A 19961-nucleotide genomic window follows, 5' to 3' on the forward strand; every position below is an offset into this window, starting at 1 on the left:
GACCAATAGGCGGAGTTATCCGAAGCGGTCGACACGCGCTGGCCGGTCGAGATCCGGTTCTGCGTGGTCGCGAGCTGCGAGCTGACGTTGCGGAGAGTCTGCAGCGCGGTCATTGCAGACGAGTTGGTGAGAAGGCTAGAACCCATTTTTGATGTCCCTTTGAAGATTGAATTGAGTTTGGGGACATACCGGGCTTGCACCGGTACGGCAGGGCGGCGTCATGCCTTTGGGTCACCGAAATGCGGTGAAGAACCCAACCTGTCGTAGCGGTGAGGTTACCCGCCGAAGCTTGTGCGAGGCTTGTGGCTCTGTGACTCGGTTGCAACAACGAGCCGGATCATGGCGCGGACGCGCGGCGTCACACCGGACAAAAAAAGGGCCGCGCTTCGCGAGAAGCGCGGCCCGCCTTCAGATGACCTGAAGTTTAGCGGAACAGCGACAGGATGCTCTGGCTGCTGTTGTTGGCGATCGAGAGCGCCTGAACGCCGAGCTGCTGCTGGACCTGGAGGGCCGACAGACGGGTGGACTCCTGGTTCATGTCGGCGTCGACGAGCTGGCCGATACCACGATCCACCGAGTCCATCAGGTTCTTGACGAACTCCGTGTTGGTCGAGATGCGGTTCTTGACCGCACCGAGATTGGCGGCGGCCGAGGCAACCGTGCCGATTGCGGCGGTGACCTGCGCGATGTAGCCGTCGAGCTTGGCCTGGTCAGTCGCCGAGTCGGTCAGCGAGCCGATGTTGAGCGAGGAAACCGACGCGAACCCGGTCGTGCTGTTGCCGGTCACCGTATCCAGAATGCCGCTGGCCGTTGAGCCGCCGGTGGTGTAGAGCGCGTAGGTGGCGGTCGTCACGGTGATGGTACCGATGGTGGGCGTGCTGCCGACACGCGAGTACGACGACACGAGATTGAAGCTCGTCGGCGTGGCCGTGGACGACGAGGGCGTGACGTCGATGCTCAGCCAGTTGATGCCGTTGATCGTCGCCGAGTTCGCCGTCGACTTCAGCTGCGCCTGGATCTGGGTGACGTCTGCCTGGATCTTGGAGCGGTCGATACCGGCGGTCTTGGCTTCGACCAGCAGCGCCTGGAGCTTGGTCAGACCGGAGTCCTTGTCGCCGATGACCGTGTTCAGAGCGGTGTATTCGGTGTCGACGGTCGCGGCCGACAGACCGAGCGAGTCGGAGACCGCGGCGAGCGCGGCGTTGTCGGAGCGCATCGACGTCGCGATCGACCAGTAGGCAGCGTTGTCCGAAGCGGTCGACACACGCTGGCCGGTGGAGATGCGGGTCTGCGTGGAGGCGAGCTGCGAGCTGACAGACCGCAGGGTCTGGAGCGCGGTCATGGCAGTCGAGTTCGTAAGCAGGCTTGACATTGCGAATGTCCCTTTATGTACGCGTTACATTTTCACGAGGGGACATACCGGGCTTTCACCGGTACGGAGGGGCGGCATCATGCCTTTGGACTGATGTGGGTGAGGTCCAACCCGCCGTGCCGCATTGCTAGCACGCGAAATCTTGCCCGCAGATTAAGATCGGCTTGAATTTCTCAGCAAAATCATATGGTTACCATTACCCTCCAGTAACCATAAGCCGGTACTTCTCGCTAACCATAACCTGCCGGCCGACGATCGCGGCTACGAGAACGACCGCACCAGTCCGGAGGCCAGCAGGTTCCAGCCGTCGATCAGCACGAAGAACAGCATCTTGAACGGCAGCGCGAGGATCGTCGGCGGCATCATCATCATGCCCATCGACATGGTCAGCGTCGCCACGATCATGTCGATCACGAGGAACGGCAGCATGATGAGGAATCCGATCTCGAACGAGCGCCGGAGCTCGGAGATCATGAAGGCAGGAATGATCACGCGCAGATCGACGCGCTTGTCGTCGAACTTCTTGCGAAAGCTTTCGGCGGCGAGCGACTCGAAGGTCTGAAGATCCTTGTCGCGGACATGGGCCAGCATGAATTCGCGGAACGGATCGGTAATCTTCAGATAGGCCTCCTCCTCCGATATCTCGTTCTTCATGAGAGGCTGGACGCCGGTCTCCCAGGCGCGGTCGAAGGTCGGCGCCATCACGTAGAAGGTCATGAACAGCGCGAGGCTGACCATCACGAGATTGGCCGGCGTGGTCTGGAGGCCGAGACCGGAGCGCAGGAACGACAGCGCCACCGCAAATCGCGTGAAGCTCGTCACCATGATGAGCAGCCCCGGCGCCACCGACAGCACCGTGATCAGCGCCATCAGCTGAATGATGCGGCCGCTGGTCGAGCCGTTGCCGGGCGGCAGCAGCGAGTTGAGGTCCGGGATCTGGGCCAGCGCCACCTCGGGCAGCACGGCCAGAAGCAACGCGAGCAGCAGGACTTTCACTCTCACTGGATCACCAACGTCTCTATGATCAATTCGCGGACCTTGCCGGACGAGCGAATATTGGCGCGCTCGGTCAGGTCGTCGCGCAGGTGCTGGAGGCCGCGCGATCCCTCGAATTGCGTGACCGACGACGACCGCAGATAGGTCACGATGTCCTCGCTGATATGGGCGGCCAGGATGCCGGCATCCTCGTCGCTCATGCTCTCCGTCACCATGGAGGCTTCGACGCGGGCCCAGTTGTTGGCCGGCGCGGCCAGATTGGTCACGATCGGGGACAGTTTGCGAAGTCGGGCGCTGCCGGCGTAGCTCGACGCGATCGGCGGCTCCGAGGCGCTCTTCTTCGCGTCGGCGACGCGCTCGGCGGCCGCGAACAGATGCAGGCCCGCGAGTGCGCCCGCACCGATCGCGACCAGGGTCAGCGCCAGGATGGCCGCAATCAGGCGCATGGCGCCCCCTGCCCTCGCAGCGCGGTCATGCCGCCACGAACCTCAGAACGGTGCCACGGTGTCATAGATCCGATGCCCCCATCCAGGCTGCTGCACGTCAGACAGGTTTCCGCGACCACCATAGGACACGCGCGCCTCCGCGATTTTGTCGTAGGAGATCGTGTTGGTCCGCGAAATATCGCGCGGACGCACGATGCCGCCGACATTGAGCACGCGCATCTCGGTGTTGACGCGGAATTCCTGCGAACCGCTGATCATCATATTGCCGTTCGGCAACACGTCGGTGACGATTGCGGCGATGGACAGCTTGATGTCCTCGGTGCGATCGATCTGACCGTTGCCCTTGATCTGCGTGTTGGTGCTGAGGTTGGCGCTGGTGGAGCCCTTGTCGCTCCATCCCGCGACGTCCATCAGCCAGTCCAGCCCGAACTTGATCTGCGAATCGCGCGAGCGATCGGTCTTGTTGTCGAGCTTGGCCTTGTCCTGCATCGAGATGATCACCGTCACGACGTCGCCGGTGCGCCGCGCGCGGGGATCGCGGTAGAGATCGGTGCCATCGTCCCAGGTCGAGCGGTAGCTGACGGGCGTGCGCACGCGCGGCGTCACCGGGATCGGGTCGGCCTGCGTCCTCAGACCGCTGCCGACCGGCGACAATCGCGGACCGGTCAGGACCTCGGCCGGGTCACCGACGCATCCGGCAAGCATCAGGAGCGACAGGATGAGGATCAGATTCTTCATCTATTTGGTCTTTCCGTCATCCACGCGGCGCATTCCGCCGAGCACGTCGGCGAGGTGCGCGGCACGCGCCGTATCCATCTCGTTGAAAATTGCGCTCGAGCTCCTCGGGCTGAGCTTGGCAAGCACGGCTGCAGCGGTCTCGTCCGACATGCCGGCGATCTGGGTGGCCGCGGCGTCCGGCTTCATCCGCGAATAGATCTCGACGACCTGGGCCTCGGCCTTCTTCAGGAAGTCGTCGCGCAGCGCCATCCACTTCTCGTATTCGGCGCGCTTGGCCTCGACCTCGGCGATCCGCTCGCGGAGCTGTATCTCGGCCTTCTCCATTTCCTTGATCTGCCAGGCGAGCCTCGCATCGACGGCGGGATCGGCCACGTTGCTGCAGAACAGGGCGACCTCGTTGTCGGCGGACACAGCGGCCTGCTGCGGTGCAGGCTTCGGCGGCGCCGTGACGCTGCCGGGCTTGGCCGGACGCGCGGGCGCGGCTGCCGGTGCGGGTGCCGCTGCACGGGCAGGAGCAGAAGCAGGAGGCTCGGGTGCCGGCACCGCGCCGGTAGTCGCGGGCCCGGAATCTTCGGCCGCCCAGGCAGCCGCCCGGATTGATGCATTATCGCCTGGGATCGGCGACGCGGGGGCCGGCTTCTGCGGTCCTGGCGCGCGAGCACGCGCGAAGGAAAGCAGGTTGAGCGGCTTCGACGCCTTGGCTTCATCCAGCGCAAGCACGGGCGAAGCGCCCGTGAGCGCCACGGCCGCGACCAGCAGAAGGAGTTTGGCTTTGTGATCCAGCTTCAGCATCGGAGCGCGTGCGATTCTCGGTCGAGACCTGAGCATTGAGCGACCAAGCTTGCACGACGCTTATGCATCATTGGACGATGACATCTGCCTGCAGCGCGCCGGCCGTCTTGATCGCCTGGAGAATGGCGATGATGCCCGATGGCTTGAGGCCGATCTGGTTCAATCCGCGAACCAGGCGCTGGAGGTCGACGCCGCTCAGAATGGCCACCTGCGATCCGGCCTCGTTCGCCTCGACCACGGTCTGAGGGACGACCACCGTCTGGCCCCGCGAGAACGGTGCCGGCTGCGACACCACGGGCATCTCGGTGACGCGGACCGTCAGATTGCCGTGCGTCACCGCAACCGTCGATATCCGCACGTCGCGTCCGATCACCACCGTACCGGTGCGCTCGTTGATTACCACCCGCGCCGGAGTATCCGGTTCGACCGTCAGCTCGCCGATTTCCGCCAGGAAGCGGACCGGGCCGACATGGCGCGGCTTCGACAGCACGATAGTCCGATAGTCGCGCTCGAAGGCGATCTGCGAACGGTAGCGGCCGCCGGCGTAGCGGTTGACGGCGTCCAGGATGCGCGTCGCAGTGACGAAGTCGGGATTCTTGAGCTCCAGCACCAGGAATTCCATTTCATGGAGGCTTCCCTGCACCTCGCGCTCGACCAGCGCGCCGTTCGGAATGCGTCCGGCGGTCGGCGTGCCCTGGCTGACGCTCTGGGCCTGGCCGCCCACGCTGTAGCCGGCAACCGTGACCGCGCCTTGGGCCACCGCATAGACCGCACCGTCGGCGGCGCGCAGCGACGTCATCACCAGCGTGCCGCCGAGCAGCGAGGTCGCATCGCCGAGCGAGGACACGGTCACGTCCATGCGCTCGCCCGCGCCAATCGAGGGCTGCAGGTCCGCGGTCACCATCACGGCCGCGACGTTGCGCGTGCGCAGCGTCGTCGGGCGCGGAGGATTGTTGGTGCTGGTGGTCTCGTTCCTGACGTTGATGCCCATGTTCTCGAGCATCGATTGCAGGGACTGCTCCGTGAACGGGGCATTGCGCAGCGTGTCGCCGGTGCCGTTCAGGCCGATGACGAGGCCATAGCCGACGATCTGGTTCTCGCGCAGCCCCTTGATATCGGCAATGTCCTTGATGCGGACGGCGGCCTGGGCGCTGGCGGCGCAAAGGAGCAGGGCGAGCGCAAGCAGGACTCTGGTCATGATCCGTCCACGACCTTGACGGTGCCGTCCGGCTGGACGACGCCCCTGATGATCACGCCGGTATCGGTGTTGCGTACCGGGATGAGCGCGCCGGCCGCGCCCGACTGCATTGCCGAACCGTAAGTGACGATCGACAGCCCGCTGTCTTCGACGACGACCTTGACCATGGCGCCGCGGGCGACGGTCCAGGGATCCTCCACCGAGTTGGTCGGGATCGGCTGGCCCGGCAGCAGCGCGCGCCGGGCCATGCGACCGACCAGGACCTGGCGTCCTTCGATGAACATGGCGACGCCGAGCACGTTCGGCGCGAAGGCGCGCTCCGTGATCATGTCGTCCCGGATCAGCTCGCCGGCGCGGATCGAGACGGCAGGCACGGGAAGCCGCTTCTCCTCGGCGACGGCGACGCGCACCGAGGCGAGAACCAGCAGCACGGCGGCCAACCCGCGCACGATCAGGCCCACCCTGTTCAACATGGATACACCGGAACTAGCGAAGGCCCTTCGATACGGTCGAGGCCATTTCATCCGAGGCCTGAATGACCTTGGCGTTCATTTCGTAGGCGCGCTGCGCCGAGATCAACTCGGTGATTTCCTTGACGGGATCGACGTTCGAGGCTTCGAGATATTTCTGATTGATCTTGCCGTAGCCGGCATCGCCCGGGAGCCCGACGACCGGCGTGCCGGACGCCGTGGTCTCGCGATAGAGATTGCTGCCCAGCGGCTCGAGGCCCGCTTCGTTGGCAAAATTGGCGAGGTTGAGCTGGCCGATCTGCCGCGGGTTCACTTCCGTGTCCAGCTTGGCAAATACCTGGCCGGTAGCATTGACCGTGACCTCGACCGTTCCCTGCGGGATGGTGATTGCGGGATCCAGCAGATAGCCGTCGGTGGTGACAAGCTGACTGTTGGCATTGACGTTAAACGAACCCGCACGGGTGTACTGCACCTCGTTGTTGGGGCCCAGCACCTGGAACCAGCCGCGACCGTTGATCGCGAGGTCGTAAGGGTTGCCGGTTTGGGTGAGCGCACCCTGGATGTGCAGCTTGCGGATCGCCGCCGACTTGACGCCGAGACCGAGATTGGCGCCCTCCGGGATCGGCGACGAACCGTTGACGTTGGCGACGCCCTGCATGCGGTCCATCTGATAAAACAGATCGGTGAATTCGGCGCGCGCCCGCTTGTACGACGTCGAGTTGATGTTGGCGATGTTGTTCGCGATGACTTCGATATTGGTCTGCTGGGCATTCATGCCCGTAGCCGCAATGGCGAGCGATTTCACTTAACCCACTCCTTCAGATCAAATCGACATCCGGACGACTTCCTGGTAGGCCTGCACGACCTTGTCGCGAACCGCGACCGCCGTCTGCAAGGCCTGCTCGGCCGACATCAATGCTTCCACGACCTTTCGCGTCGATTCCTTGCCCTGCATCGCCGAGATCGACGCCGCTTCGCCGGCCTTCAGCGTGCCGATCGCGTCCGTCGTCACCTGCTTCATCACCGACTCGAATCCAACATCGTCGATCGACTGGATTGACGTCGGCGCAGCGGGCGCGATGGCCTGCGTTTCGGTGGCGCGGGATGCCGCTTGGCCTGCGGAAATCGCGGTGGATGAAATCGCCTCAAGCATTGTCAGCTCCTCAGAAGGTCGATGGTCATGCCCAGCATCGACCTCACCTGCTTCACCACCTGGAGATTGGCTTCATAGGATCGGTTGACTTCCCGCATGTCGGCCATCTCGATCATCATGTTGACGTTCGGCAGCTTGACGTAGCCGGCCTTGTCGGCGGCGGGATGCCCGGGGTCGTACTCGACGCGGTACGGTGTGGTATCGACGCCGATTTCCTTGACCTTCGCGAGCTGCGCGCCCGAGGCACGGTCCATCGCGGCATCGAACGTGATGGTCTTGCGCTGATACGGATCGGCGCCGGCAGTGCGGCCCGTCGAGGTCGCGTTGGCGAGATTTTCCGAGACGATGCGCATGCGCGTCGACTGCGCCTCGAGCCCGGAGCTCGCAACCGTCAGAGAGGCGCTCAGTGAGTCCAGCATGTCAATTCACCTCAGGTCTTCACGCTCGACAGCAGCATGCGGTGGAACGAGCGCACGACCGCCGAATTCATCGAGTAGTCGCGATTGACGTCGTTGCCCTTGATCATCTCTTGCTCGAGGCTGACGGAATTGCCGGAGTGCACCACTTCCCAGCTGTCCTTCTTGGCCGTCGCGCGCGTGTCGGTTTCGGCCGCGGACAGCTGCAGGTGTGACGGCGATGTCGCCGCAAGCCTGACCGGCATCGTGTCGAGCACCTTGTTGAACGGCTCGACGTCGCGCGCCTTGAAGCCCGGCGTATTGGCATTGGCGACGTTGGTCGCGATGGTCGACTGGCGGAGCTCGAGGTACCGCGCCTGCGACGATGCCAGTTCGAAGAGATAAAGCGGTCCCACGACAGCCCCATTCTGGTCCATTCGGGAGAACCCTAGGGCGTTAAGCTTTCGTCAAGCTGTTGGGCGAAGCACCATCCTCGGAAATCTACTGAACCTTCTCGGGGCGCGGTGCCTGCTTCGACTGCAGGAAGTAGATGATCTCGGCGACGGGCCGGAAGAATTCCGCCGGAATCACCTGGTCGACCTGAACCGCCTCGTAGAGCGCGCGCGCCAAGGCCTTGTTCTCGATCACCGGGATCCTGTTCTGCTCGGCGACCTCGCGGATCTTGAGCGCGATCACGTCCATGCCCTTGGCCACGACGAGCGGCGCCGGGTTTTCTTCACGCTTGTAGCGCAGCGCGATCGCAAAGTGCGTCGGGTTCGCGATCACGAGCGTCGCCCGCGCAGCGGAAGCGATCATCCGTTGCCGCGAGCGGTCGCGCGCCAGCGAGCGCAGGCGCGCCTTGACCAGCGGATCGCCCTCGGCCTGCTTGTGCTCGTCCTTGATTTCCTGCTTGGTCATGCGCAGCTCGCGCCGCCAGTGGAAGCGCGCCCAGGCGAGATCGATCGCGACCAGGACGATGGTCGCGATGCAGATGGCCGAGACGATCCGCATCGCGATGTTGAGGATCATCTCCGGCAGCGCAACCGGATCGGTGTACATCGCCTCGAACGCCTTCGCTTCGGACGAGCGCAGCACGAAGGCGACGACGGCGCTCACCGAGCTGAGCTTGAACAGCGACTTGGCGAACTCGACGAGGCCCTGCGTTCCGAACAGCCGGCTCCAGCCGCCGATCGGGGAGATCCGCGACAGGTCCGGCGCGATACGCTGCAGCACCAGGCGCGGCGCATTTTGCAGCAGCGATGCAGCGAGTCCGAACACCACCAGGATGACGAGCAGCGGCACCAGGAATCGAAACGCCTGAAGCCCCACTACGGTGAGGAGGTTCAGCGCGTCGGCCCCGGTGCCGAGGGGAAAGCCCTCGGGATCGTCGAGCAACCCCTTCAGCGTCGGCACCAATTGCTGCACGCCCTGGCCGATCAGGAATGCCTGGATCACCATCAGCGCGGCCATCGAGGCGAAGATGGATGCCTCCCGAGAGACCGGAATTCTGCCCTGTTCGAGCGAATCGCGGACTTTCTTCTCGGTCGGCTCTTCTGTCTTGCTCTCCTGATCGGATGTTTCTGCCATGCCCGTTCAGCGGTCAGCGGAAGACCAGCTCATCCTCCTGGTCGGGGTTGAGCTCAATTTCGCCCTTCTCCGCAAGGTCGAGTGCGAGGTCGGTGATCACACGGCGCGCCTCGAGCACGTCGCGCTGGTTCGACGGCTCGCCGATCGCGAGCTCGGCCTCGACGACGCGGCGGACGCGCGAGGCGACCGCGGACAGGATCAGCTCGCGGAAGTGCCTGTCGGTGCCCTTCAGCGCGACCACGATGCGGTCGGTCGGAACCTGGTCGAAGATCATGGTGCGCGCCTTCGGCGCCAGGTTGATGACGTCGTCGAAGGTGAACAGCAACTCCTTCAGCACCTCGGCCGACTTCGGTCGCTTCTCCGACAGGCTCTTCAGGATGTCCTCGATGTGGCCACGCTCCATCTTGTTGATGATGTCGGCGACACGGGCATAGGTGTCCGCGCCGAGGTTGCGGGCGAAATTCAGCGTCAGATCTTCGTGCAGCGTCTTCTCGAGGACCTTCATCGCGTCGTCGACAATCGGCTTGAGGCTGAGCACGCGCCGCATCAGCTCGTTGCGCAGGCTCGACGGCAGCTGGCTCATCACCTTGGCGGCGCAGGACGGCTTGACCTTGGACAGGATGAGCGCCGCGGTCTGCGGGTGCTCCTTGGACAGGTAGGTCGCCAGCGAATTTTCCGACACCGACGAGACGCGGTCCCACACCGACCGGCTCGAATTGCCGAGCAGGTCCGTCATGATCGCCGAGACTTGGTCGGCCGGAAGCACGTCGCCGAGCACGGCTTCCAGGCCACCGAGGGTGCCGAGAATGTTCGCGCCCATCGAGAACTGCTGGGCGAACTCCTCGACGATTCCCTCGAGCTCCTGCGCGGTGATCGGCCGCAGCTCCGCCGCCGCCTTGGTGACGATGCGGATCTCCTGCGGCTCAAACTGCTGAAGCACGCTCGCGGCCGCCTGCCGGCCCATCGCCAGCAGGAGCGCGGCGACCTTTTCCGTGCCGCCCAGCGTGGTAACGCCTCGCTGCTTGACGGGAGCGATGCCGACCGGTGCCGCCATGGTCAGGTATCACCCTGCCCCAGCGGCCCGACGATCTCCGTGAGCGAGACGCCGAAGCGGGAATTGTCCTCTTCGACCACAACCACCTCGCCGCGGGCGACGATGCGGCCGTTGACGACGACGTCGACGGGCTCCCCGACCCGGTGATCGAGCGGAACCACCGCGCCACGGCCGAGCTTCATCAGGTTCGCCACCGGAATGGTCGCCGAGCCGAGCACCACCTGCATGGTGACGGGAATGCGCAGGATAGCGTCGACATTGGCGAACTTGCCAGTCTCCTCAGCCGTGCGCTGGGCGATCTCCGCCAGCCGCTCCAGCGGGGACGTCTCGGCCTCTCCCGATGCAGGTGCAGACTCATAGTCGAAGGATTGCGCCATTTGGTATCGCCTCTTGGGTATTTCCACTCCCGGAACGCCGCGACGTCCCGATCGTCATTATTCCGCCAGTCCGGGCTTCAGTGCTTGTTCACGTCCGCGCCGCCGGCAGCCGTGACCGGTGCGAGCCCGCTTCTGGCATCGAGCGCCGCGATCGCCTCGTGAGCCTGGTCGATCTTCGCGCTGAGCACGTTGGCGATTCGCCCGAGGTTTGCCGTGGAGTCATGTGCCGCGGTGATGACCGTGTCGAAGGCGCCCGCCGTCTCGTGGACGACGGTGGAGAATTCGCCCTGATAGCTGCGCAACCGCGCCAGCTCGCGGTGCATCTTGGTCACCCGCATGCTGGTGAAGGCCAGCGCAATCAGCAGCACGGCATCAACGAGATAGGATATCATCGACGAACTCCCGTTTCTGATCGACGGGATCGGACACCTGCATGGCGTAATAACCATCCAGCTGGCCGATCTGACACCAGAACAGCACCTGATTATTGCTTTCGAGACGAGCCAGCGTGCGTGGCGTGGCTTCGAGCTCGAGCACCTGCCCGACCTGGAACTTCACGACGTCGTCGAGGGTCACCATCTTCTCGTCGAGCACGGCAGTCAACGTCACTTCGGTCTTGTTGACCTCGCTCTCCATCTGCTCGCGCCAACGCGGATCCGACGCACGACCGTCGCTGACGACGACATGGGCGAGCTTCTGGCGCAGCGGGTTGAGCGCAGAGTGCGGAATGATCAGGAACATCTGGCCGCCGCGATAGAGCGCCTGCACCATCATGTTCGCGCAGATCGACATATTGCTGCTGCGGCCGATCGCCAGCGACGCCATCGCCGTCTCGACCCGCTCGACACGGAAGGTGACGTTGGACGTGCCGGCAAAGGCGCCCTGCAGCGCCTTGGCGAACCGCTCGAACAGGGCCTGGACCAGGCGGATCTCGATGTTCGAGAACGTGCGCTCGACGTCGAGCGGCGGCTCGGCCCCGTCGGAGCCGAACATCGCCTCGACCATCGTGAACACGAAGTCGCGATCCAGCATGATGATGACGCGCGAGTCCCACTGCTCGGCATAGAGCACGGCGGCGACCGCGTTGCCCTCGTAATCCTTGATGATGTCGCCGAGGGGGTCGTTGGTAATGCCGTTGACCGAGAAATAGCAGGGCGTTCCCGCCATCGGCTGCAGGCTGTCCGTGCACGATGCCGCCATGCGATCGAAGATCACATTGAGCATCGGCATGCGTTCGATCGAGATACCCGCCGCATCCAGCAGGTAGTTCGGCAGCTGCTTCCGCTGATCGACCTCGACGTCTTCCATCGTCATGCGCGGGCCGCCTTCGGTTCAGCTTCGGTCGGGACGGCCTTGGGACCTGCAATCGTCTCGTTCTCGACGACATCGATCGAGGGACGCTCATTGCTCGAAATCATCTTGCGGCCGTGCTCGACCGCGATCTGCGGCATGGCGCCGTTCATGAAGGCCAGCAGCGTCTGCTTGACGATGATGTAGGGCCGGCACTTCTTCTCGCGCGTCATCTTGATCTTGATCGCGAACGGCGAAAGGACGCCATAGGATATGAAGATGCCGGCGAAGGTGCCGACCAGGGCCGCGCCGATGAAGCCGCCCAGCAGCTTCGGCGACTGGTCGAGCGCGCCCATCGCCTTGATGACGCCGAGCACCGCGGCGACGATGCCGAGGGCCGGCATCGCCTCGGACACCGTCACCAACGCATGGTAGGGCGCCAGTTTGCCCTTCACGATGGTGTGGATCTCCTCGTCCATCAGCGCCTCGATCTCGTGCGTGCGTGCGTTGCCCATGATGATGAGACGGACATAGTCGCAGATGAACTGCAGCAGCGACGGGTCGCCGAGCACGCTGGGGAACGCCTTGAAGATCTCGGACGACGAGGGATCGTCGATATGCGCCTCCACCTCGTTGCGGCCCTTGCCCCTGAGCTCACGCATCAGGGCGTGCAGCGCGCCGAGCAGGTCGAGGTAATAGCGCTGCCCCGGCACCGCGTTTGTGATGGCCTGCATGCAGGCGACCCCGGTGTCGACGACCGTCTTCCATGGATTGGCCAGGATGAAGGTGCCGACCGCGGTGCCTATGATGATGACGAATTCCCACGGCTGCATCAGCACGGCCAGATGCCCGCCCATGGCGGCAAATCCGCCAAGCAGCGCCGCCACCGTGATGAAAATCCCCACGAAACTGAGCAACGCGCCACTCCATCGCCGATCCCACCGGAAATATCTAGTCGGCGAGCCTTGCGCGAAGCTGGCTTCCCGCATCGCCAGCCTCGCGCAAGCAATTCGCGGCAGCTTGGGACGATGTCGCCATTGCGGCCAAAGGGACGCGTGTCATGCTATCCACCATCGCGGATTACACCAGACTGACCAAGGACCTGGGCAAGTCGATGACCCAGGTCGCGCAGGAGCCCGACGTCAGCCGCGAGACCGATTATTTTCTCAGCCATATCGGCAATGTGAAGACGATCGACGACTTCCTGAAGGACTACCGCCTCTACAGCTATGCGATGAAGGCCTACGGCCTCAGCGACATGACCTATGCCAAGGCGTTCATGCGCAAGGTGCTGACCGAGGGGGTCTCGGACAAGGACGCCTTCGCCAACAAGCTCACCGACACCCGCTACCGGCAGTTTGCGACCGCCTTCAACTTTGCCGCGCTCGGCGACCAGGCGACCCAGGCCGCGGCAGCCACGACCGGTACGGCGACCCAATACGTCACGCAGACGATGGAGGAGAAGGCCGGCGACCAGAACGAAGGTCTGCGGCTGGCGCTCTATTTCACCCGCAAGGCCTCCACGATCACCAACGCCTACCAGATCCTCGCCGACAAGGCGCTGACGCAGGTGGTGCAGACGGCGATGGGCTGGCCGGCGACGATCAGCTCGTCCGATATCGATGTCCAGGCCAAGATGATCACGGACAAGATCGATCTCACCGATTTCCAGGACCCGACCAAGGTCACCAAATTCGTACAGCGCTTCGCGGCGATGTGGGATGCGACCCAGGCCCAGAGCGACACCTCGACCAATCCCGCGCTGGTCCTGATCGCCGGCGCAGCGACGTCGGTCAGCATGGATACCAACGTGCTCACGACGCTTCAGAACATCAAGTTCAACAGGTAAGTCATGCAATCCGCTCTCTATGTGGGATTGTCGGCGCAGGTCGCCCTCGAAAAGCGCCTCCAGACGATCGCCAACAACGTCGCCAACGTCAACACGGCGGCATTCCGCACCGACGTGGTGAAGTTCGAGACCGTGCTGTCCAAGGCCGGCGCGAACCCGGTCGCCTTCTCCTCGCCCGGCGACAACATCATCTCGCGCGAGCAAGGCAACATCACCGAGAGCGGCAATCCGCTCGACGTCGCCGTGGTGGGACAGGGCTGGCTCGCCTTCGCCGGTCCGAACGGCACGGTCTATACGCGTGACGGCCGCCTCCAGATCGCCGCCAACGGCGACCTTCAGACGGTGTCCGGCTTCCCCGTCGTCGATGCCGGCGGCGCGCAGATCACGCTCGACCCGAACGGCGGACCGGTCTCGATCTCGCGCAGCGGCGCGATCACCCAGGACAACAACGAGATCGGCACCATCGGCCTGTTCAACATTCCCGCCGACGCCAATCTCGAGCGCTACGGCAATTCCGGCGTCACGCCCGACCGGCCTGCGACCGCGATCGCCGATTTCTCCCGCGACGGCTTCAAGCAGGGCTATGTCGAGGGGTCCGGCGCCAATCCGATGATGGAATTGACCAAGCTGATGGCCGCCTCGCGCGCCTTCGACGGCACCAATTCGATGATCGAGGGTACCGAGAGCTCGCTGCAGAACGCAATCCGGACGCTGGGCGAGCCGGGCAAATAGACTTGCAAGTAGACTGCGCCGCGTGCGCAATGAGGGTGGACGGTTTCCTTGAACGCTCTTCGGCAACTCGAGTGGGCGCTGCTGGAGCTTCAGCAGAGCACTCCCCTGGCCAGCGTCAGCGGCGCGATCTCCGAGATCGCACCGACGCATTTCCGTGTCTCCGGCCTGTCGCGCTTCGTCAGGCTGGGTGAGCTGATCGGCGTCAATTCCGGCGGCAAGCCCCAGATCGGCGAAGTGGTCCGGATCGACAGCGACGGCATCATCGCCAAGCCGTTCGACCGGCAGTTCGGTGGCGGCCTCGGCTCGGTCGCCTATCGGATGCCGCCGCTGTCCTTCGCGCCCGATCCGAGCTGGAAGGGCCGCGTCATCAATGCGCTCGGCGCCCCCTTGGACGGACAGGGTCCGCTCACGCCGGGATCGCGTGCCGTCTCGGCGGAGGCCGAGGCGCCGTCGGCCATGAAGCGCGCGCGCGTCCACAAGCCGCTGCGCACCGGCGTGCGCGTCATCGACCTGTTTTCCCCGATCTGCGCCGGCCAGCGCGTCGGCATCTTCGCCGGCTCCGGCGTCGGCAAATCGACGCTGCTCGCGATGCTCGCCCGCAGCCAGGGTTTTGACACCGTCGTGCTGGCCCTCGTCGGCGAGCGCGGCCGCGAGGTGCGCGAATTCATCGAGGACGTGCTCGGCAATAACCGCAGCCGCGCCGTCACCATCGTGTCGACGGGGGACGAAAGCCCGATGATGCGGCGGCTGGCGCCGAAAACGGCCATGGCGGTTGCCGAATATTTCCGCGACCGCGGCGAATCGGTCCTGCTCATGGTCGATTCGATCACCCGCTTCGCCCACGCGGCGCGCGAGGTCGCGCTCGCCGCCGGCGAGCCCGCAGTGGCGCGCGGCTACGCACCGACGGTCTTCACCGACCTGCCGCGCCTCCTGGAGCGCGCCGGCCCCGGCGAGGAGGGATCCGGCACGATCACCGGCATCTTCTCCGTGCTGGTCGACGGCGACGACCACAACGAGCCGATCGCCGACACCATCCGCAGCACGCTCGACGGGCACATCGTGCTCTCCAGGCACATCGCCGATCAGGCCCGCTATCCGGCCGTGGACGTCCTCGCCTCGGTCTCCCGCCTCGCCCACAACGTCTGGGACCCCGAGGAACGCGAATTGGTGAGCAAGCTGCGCACCATGATCGCCAAATACGAGGACACCCGCGACCTGCGCCTGATGGGCGGATACCAGCCCGGACGCGATTCGGGCCTCGACCAGGCGGTCGACATGGTTCCGCGAATCTACAGCGCGATGCGGCAGGACGCCTCCGCGCCGCCGAGCGCCGACCCGTTCCGCGAACTCCGGGACATGCTCAAGGGCGACTGACGCGCGATGAGATTCGGATGAATCGTCATCGCGCTCTAGGTTGTTGTTTACGCATGATCTTTCCGGACAACCGCTTCGTATCTTGCGCTAACGCCGCCCTCCGGGGCCGGACCATGCCTTAGCAGGCCGGGACGGGGCGCGCGGCGCCCGCGATTTTGCCTTGCTCACGATCCCGACAGCCGTTCACGCATGCCGCCACGCTGTCGACGCATGCACACCCCATGCTGCCGCCCTTCCTCTCATGAGCGCTTCAACCGTTTGGAGGAGCATGGGCGGCCGCAAGGGCAGGCGAAGCGAATCGTCGATTCTCCGAATCGCGCCCACAACAACTGCCGCGTGCAATTCCTTCGGGTTCCCTCGGGTAATTCTCCCGCAGATCGCACAAGTTGTGGATGATTCATCAACACAGATCGCCTTTGTCATGCACAAGCTTCGATCAACCTGCATCAACGGCAGACATCAACATGCTGTGCAATCAAACCGTCGTATAGTTGCGCGCATGTTGCGCGCGGGACAGCGTATTGCGTTCACCATCATGTGTTCCTGAGAGCGAGATTGTCTTGAACGTTACATTCGCCTGCGACGACATCCAGTCTCCGAGAGCGTCTCTACTTGATTTTGTTGAGAAGCTCATTCATCGTTTCGGCGGAAGATAAGAAACGTGTGCGTGTGACTGAACTTCAGGGGCTTCGGTTGAACAACTCCGATCCATCATCCGCTGGTGACGGCAACCCGGGCTCCCGTGCGACGACGCGATTGGCATGCCATCGGCAACGTAGCCTCGCGCTCCGGACTGCACCTCGCTCACTGGTCCGTATCGGGCGCATTGCAGTCTCTGCCATCGAGCGGAGGCCGGGCACCACGTGCTCATCGGACGCCTCCAGAGGTCTGACGTTCCTCGAAGGATTCGCGAGCCAGGGCGCAAGGCGGCTTCGGGACGCCGCAGACGAAGTTCCGGGGGCGAGGTAGGAATCCATGCCATTGGCAAGAGAAGCCGTCGAGCTGCTGGTCCAGGCGGCGCGGGCTTGGTATTTCGAAGGCAATCAGCATGGATTGCGCGATCGGGAATGGATGGCGCTGCGGTTTCTCGGCCGCGCCAACAGGTTTTCGCGCACACCGTCCGCGCTCGCCGGCTTCATCGGCGCCACCAGGGCGACGGCATCGCAGATCGTGAAGACGCTGGAGAGCAAGTCCTTCCTGGTGCGCAAGCCCTCGCATGAGGACAAGCGCTCCGTGGTGCTCCATGTCACCGCGCAGGGCGAGAAGTGCCTGAGCCAGCACGATCCGATCAACCACGTGGTGAATGCGGTCACGGCGCTCGGGACCGACGAGTGCATCCGCTTGCGCGACTCGCTGCGGGAGATCCTCAATCATCTCGACGCCGCTCATCAGCGACTCGACGCCAGCATCTGCCGGGACTGCATGTTTCTCGCCGAACGCAGCCCAGGCCTCGGACCAGCCGCGGCAAAGGGACGTACAACCGCCGAGTTCATGTGCCGGTTGTATCGCGCCCCTGTTTCGCTCGAGGAGACCGAGCTGCTCTGCACCAGCTTCGAGCGCACCCGCGACCGCCCCAAGATCGAGGAGCATCTCGATCGCGCGCGCGTGGCAAGCCAGGGCTGAGGCGCGCGCAATTTCCGGGAGGCAGCAGCGTCGCTCTTTCCGCTCGCATTTCCAATTGCAGACACGCCTTCGCATCCTCGCGGCTGATTTCGCCCGAGCTTTGCGTCGTCGCTCCGTCCTCTTGTCCAAGAGGGCGCAGGAAAGGCCGGGTGCCGGCTGGCACCCGCGGTCCGCTGCGCGAATGGGACACGCAGAGAAACCGCACAGCAGCATACAGGTGTAGCCAATCACTCGGCCTTCCCTGCGCGATGGTCGGACGGCTTATGCCGCGCTCTCCCGGGAGCCGAATTCCTTCTGGCCTCCCTCACGCTCACGGAATTCACCAGCACCGCGCCGGTTGACGCGACGCCGCATCCGCAAGAGCTTGACCGTAGCAACGACGGCCGGGACCACACGGTTTTGCCGTACGCACGGCCCGCCATTTCGCCGCAGTTTTCGCAACTCCGTCGACGGAGCCGCAAACTTACAGACGAGACGAACCTGTCAGCGCCGTCCGTCCGCGCGAAGCCTTGGGCTCACGGAGAGCAATCCGCCCTGCCCACGCCTCTCACGCCCGACGCTGCCGCGTCCACCGCAAGCCCGACTCGCGAAAATGACGACCACATGATCGCCCCTCAAGGATGAGCCGGGATGGGCGACAAATACGATATTTCCGAATTTCGGTAAAGCGGAATATTTTTGCGCGGGCGGATTGACAGCCGGGTGGGTGTTTTGCCCGTCGGGTCAACCAGCGTCCCGTAGCCCGGATGAGCGCAGCGACATCCGGACCTTCGCGAGAATTCCCGGGTATCGCTGCGCTCACCCGGGCTACGGGACTTCGGCGCTCCCGGTCGCATCTGCACAACAAAAAACACCCGGCGGTTTCCCGCCGGGTGCTCATTCAGATCTTTCGACAGATCTTACCAGTTGCGCTGAGCGCGGAGGATCATCGCGATCGAGTCCTGATCCTTCAGCTCGTAGGTCGCGGCCGGCTTGGCGGTCGTGCTGGACGGCGCGATGGCAACCACGCCAGAATACTTCTGGTCGAGGTGCGTCCAGGAGAGGTCGGCCGAGAAGGTCAGGTTCTTGACCGGGGTCCAGCGGGTGACGATACCGAGCTGGCCGATCGCGAAGTCCGGGTTACACGAGGTGACACCAGCCAGGCTGCCGAACGTGCCGCCAGCACCACCGGCGCCGCAGATCGAGGTCTTGGCCAGCGTGCCGAACTGGGCCTGAGCATAGGCACCGTAGAGCGCCGAGTTCCAGTAGGGATCCCAGTTGTGGGTGTAGGCGCCGCGGAAGCCCCAGGTCTTGACGGTTTCCTGCGAGCTGCCGGTCACGAAGACGGTGTCAGGAGCGTTGGCGAAGCCGACGCTGCCGTAGGCCGTGCTCGAGCTACCGAACAGCGCGTAGCTGCTGCCCGACAGGTTCTGGAAGTTGTAGCGGGTCGCACCGTCGGTGTAGACGCCCTGGATGTTGATCGTGTCACCCGCGCCGGTCGGGATGTTCTTGATCGACAGAGCGAGCTGAACCGCCCAGCCCCACTTGTCGTCGGGGTGACCGGTGGTTTCGGTCGCGCCGTAATAGCCCACGTGGTTGTCATGCGCAGCCACCGACGCCTGGAACAGGCCCCAGGCCTGGTCGACACGCACCTGACCCACGAGGTTCGGCGAACGCGAGCCGCCGATTGCGTTGGTGCCGTACGAGCCGCCGAGGATGCCAGAGGCGGTCGCGCCGGTCATGTTGAGGTTGCCGGCCTGATAGTACGCGGTCGCATCTTCAGCCGAGAACGACGCCGTCACGCCCTGGCCGAAATCGGCCGTGTAGGTGAACTGGGTGACGCCGGTCACGGTGCCGCTGCCGCCGACGAGGTTGTCGGTGATGTTGCCGGGATAGTTGGTCCAGGGCGCGTCGAACTGGGACACGGCCTTACCCATCGTGAAGCCAGCGAACTGGATGAAGGCGTAGTACACGCCGAGCGCACCGGCCGAGGTGTTGCCGTCGGTGCCGTTGACGTTGCCGCTGCCCGAGCCGACGAGGCCGGTGCCAGCAGCGTTCAGACCGAGCGTACCGCTGTACTGGGTCGCACCCGTCGCCGAACCGGTGGGCGTATAGTTGCCGGTCGTCCAGGTGAACACGCCGTCGAAGAAGGTACGGACCACGCCGTATTCGGTGGCCGTACGCGTGTCGATGTTCAGGTCTTCACGAGCGCGGAAGGTGTAGTAGTTCATCAGGCGGTTGCGCGCACCGGCAGTACCGCTCTGGTTCGGGTTGAAGTCCGAGTTGGAGCCCAGCACGGCGTCAGCGCGCAGGTAACCACCGAGCTTGATGCAGGTGTCGGTGCCCGGGATGTAGTAGAAGCCGGCGCCGTACAGCGAGCAGACCTTCACGTATTCGACCGCCTTGGCCTTCACGGGGAGATCGGCTGCGAACGCACCGGAGACGGCCATCAGGCCGGCTGCCGAGCCGAGAAAGAGCGTCTTCGTCAACTTCATTAGATAAACCTCCAGGTCGGTTCAGGGGGCTCGGCTCCTCG

Annotated in this window: 23 protein-coding genes; 4 read left to right on the forward strand and 19 right to left on the reverse strand. The window is 64.2% G+C overall.

Going from position 1 to position 19961, the window contains the following annotated elements; genetic code table 11:
• The 18 genes from IQ16_RS37905 to motA form a co-directional block, all read right to left on the reverse strand.
• Positions 1-146: flagellin N-terminal helical domain-containing protein (locus IQ16_RS37905; protein ID WP_488226081.1), on the reverse strand; the 146-nt coding region annotated here is incomplete at its 3' end.
• A gap of 278 nt (positions 147-424) precedes the next feature.
• On the reverse strand, positions 425-1372 hold the full coding sequence (locus tag IQ16_RS37910; RefSeq protein WP_018641252.1) for a flagellin N-terminal helical domain-containing protein: 948 nt from the start codon (positions 1370-1372) through the stop codon (positions 425-427).
• Positions 1373-1633: 261 nt separating this feature from the next.
• Positions 1634-2374, reverse strand: coding sequence for a flagellar type III secretion system pore protein FliP (gene fliP, locus IQ16_RS37915; RefSeq protein ID WP_018641253.1), 741 nt, complete (start codon positions 2372-2374; stop codon positions 1634-1636).
• Positions 2371-2814: a flagellar basal body-associated FliL family protein gene (locus IQ16_RS37920; protein WP_018641254.1), complete on the reverse strand. Its 444-nt coding sequence runs from the start codon at positions 2812-2814 to the stop codon at positions 2371-2373. The genes fliP and IQ16_RS37920 overlap by 4 nt, the downstream gene beginning before the upstream one ends.
• A gap of 42 nt (positions 2815-2856) precedes the next feature.
• Complete coding sequence (gene flgH, locus IQ16_RS37925) at positions 2857-3552, reverse strand: flagellar basal body L-ring protein FlgH (RefSeq protein ID WP_018641255.1); 696 nt, start codon at positions 3550-3552, stop codon at positions 2857-2859.
• A complete protein-coding gene (locus IQ16_RS37930; RefSeq protein ID WP_018641256.1) occupies positions 3553-4344 on the reverse strand; it encodes a MotE family protein in 792 nt (263 codons plus the stop codon). It abuts the gene before it with no gap.
• Positions 4345-4411: 67 nt separating this feature from the next.
• Entirely contained in the window at positions 4412-5542 is a 1131-nt protein-coding gene (gene flgI, locus IQ16_RS37935; RefSeq protein ID WP_018641257.1) for a flagellar basal body P-ring protein FlgI, read from the reverse strand.
• Entirely contained in the window at positions 5539-6015 is a 477-nt protein-coding gene (gene flgA, locus IQ16_RS37940; protein WP_080648016.1) for a flagellar basal body P-ring formation chaperone FlgA, read from the reverse strand. Before flgA ends, flgI begins: the two co-directional genes overlap by 4 nt.
• A 13-nt stretch (positions 6016-6028) precedes the next feature.
• Entirely contained in the window at positions 6029-6817 is a 789-nt protein-coding gene (flgG, locus tag IQ16_RS37945; protein WP_018641259.1) for a flagellar basal-body rod protein FlgG, read from the reverse strand.
• A gap of 18 nt (positions 6818-6835) precedes the next feature.
• Positions 6836-7165: a flagellar hook-basal body complex protein FliE gene (gene fliE / locus IQ16_RS37950; protein WP_018641260.1), complete on the reverse strand. Its 330-nt coding sequence runs from the start codon at positions 7163-7165 to the stop codon at positions 6836-6838.
• A gap of 2 nt (positions 7166-7167) precedes the next feature.
• The gene (gene flgC, locus IQ16_RS37955) at positions 7168-7584 is read right to left on the reverse strand and encodes a flagellar basal body rod protein FlgC (protein WP_018641261.1); all 417 of its coding nucleotides are present in this window, start codon (positions 7582-7584) and stop codon (positions 7168-7170) included.
• 11 nt (positions 7585-7595) lie between these two features.
• Entirely contained in the window at positions 7596-7997 is a 402-nt protein-coding gene (flgB, locus tag IQ16_RS37960; RefSeq protein ID WP_018641262.1) for a flagellar basal body rod protein FlgB, read from the reverse strand.
• Between the two features lie 64 nt (positions 7998-8061).
• Positions 8062-9147 carry a flagellar biosynthesis protein FlhB gene (flhB, locus tag IQ16_RS37965; protein WP_018641263.1) on the reverse strand — a complete coding sequence of 362 codons (1086 nt, stop codon included), beginning with the start codon at positions 9145-9147 and terminating at the stop codon, positions 8062-8064.
• A 13-nt stretch (positions 9148-9160) separates the two neighbouring features.
• Positions 9161-10201, reverse strand: coding sequence for a flagellar motor switch protein FliG (locus tag IQ16_RS37970; protein WP_018641264.1), 1041 nt, complete (start codon positions 10199-10201; stop codon positions 9161-9163).
• A 2-nt stretch (positions 10202-10203) separates the two neighbouring features.
• Positions 10204-10578, reverse strand: coding sequence for a flagellar motor switch protein FliN (gene fliN, locus IQ16_RS37975; protein ID WP_018641265.1), 375 nt, complete (start codon positions 10576-10578; stop codon positions 10204-10206).
• 77 nt (positions 10579-10655) lie between these two features.
• Positions 10656-10970, reverse strand: a complete 315-nt coding sequence (locus tag IQ16_RS37980; RefSeq protein ID WP_145832062.1) for a hypothetical protein — start codon at positions 10968-10970, stop codon at positions 10656-10658.
• Positions 10951-11892 carry a flagellar motor switch protein FliM gene (locus tag IQ16_RS37985; protein WP_018641267.1) on the reverse strand — a complete coding sequence of 314 codons (942 nt, stop codon included), beginning with the start codon at positions 11890-11892 and terminating at the stop codon, positions 10951-10953. The genes IQ16_RS37980 and IQ16_RS37985 overlap by 20 nt, the downstream gene beginning before the upstream one ends.
• Complete coding sequence (motA, locus tag IQ16_RS37990) at positions 11889-12785, reverse strand: flagellar motor stator protein MotA (protein WP_018641268.1); 897 nt, start codon at positions 12783-12785, stop codon at positions 11889-11891. The genes IQ16_RS37985 and motA overlap by 4 nt, the downstream gene beginning before the upstream one ends.
• 197 nt (positions 12786-12982) lie before the next feature.
• Here motA and IQ16_RS37995 point away from each other — a divergent pair, with 197 nt between their 5' ends.
• The 4 genes from IQ16_RS37995 to IQ16_RS38010 all read left to right on the forward strand — a co-directional run bounded on the left by IQ16_RS37995 (position 12983) and on the right by IQ16_RS38010 (position 17446).
• The gene (locus IQ16_RS37995) at positions 12983-13717 is read left to right on the forward strand and encodes a DUF1217 domain-containing protein (RefSeq protein ID WP_425249003.1); all 735 of its coding nucleotides are present in this window, start codon (positions 12983-12985) and stop codon (positions 13715-13717) included.
• Between the two features lie 3 nt (positions 13718-13720).
• Positions 13721-14449, forward strand: coding sequence for a flagellar basal-body rod protein FlgF (gene flgF / locus IQ16_RS38000; RefSeq protein WP_018641270.1), 729 nt, complete (start codon positions 13721-13723; stop codon positions 14447-14449).
• Between the two features lie 48 nt (positions 14450-14497).
• Positions 14498-15823: a flagellar protein export ATPase FliI gene (gene fliI / locus IQ16_RS38005; protein WP_018641271.1), complete on the forward strand. Its 1326-nt coding sequence runs from the start codon at positions 14498-14500 to the stop codon at positions 15821-15823.
• Between the two features lie 975 nt (positions 15824-16798).
• Positions 16799-17446, forward strand: a complete 648-nt coding sequence (locus IQ16_RS38010; protein ID WP_018641272.1) for a MarR family winged helix-turn-helix transcriptional regulator — start codon at positions 16799-16801, stop codon at positions 17444-17446.
• An 899-nt stretch (positions 17447-18345) separates the two neighbouring features.
• On the opposite strand, the gene IQ16_RS38020 is transcribed toward IQ16_RS38010, so the two are convergent.
• Complete coding sequence (locus IQ16_RS38020) at positions 18346-19920, reverse strand: porin (RefSeq protein WP_018641273.1); 1575 nt, start codon at positions 19918-19920, stop codon at positions 18346-18348.
• Between the last annotated feature and the right edge of the window lie 41 nt (positions 19921-19961).

The sequence above is a fragment of the Bradyrhizobium huanghuaihaiense genome (assembly GCF_007830635.1).
In the GTDB taxonomy this organism is placed as follows: Bacteria; Pseudomonadota; Alphaproteobacteria; order Rhizobiales; family Xanthobacteraceae; genus Bradyrhizobium; species Bradyrhizobium huanghuaihaiense.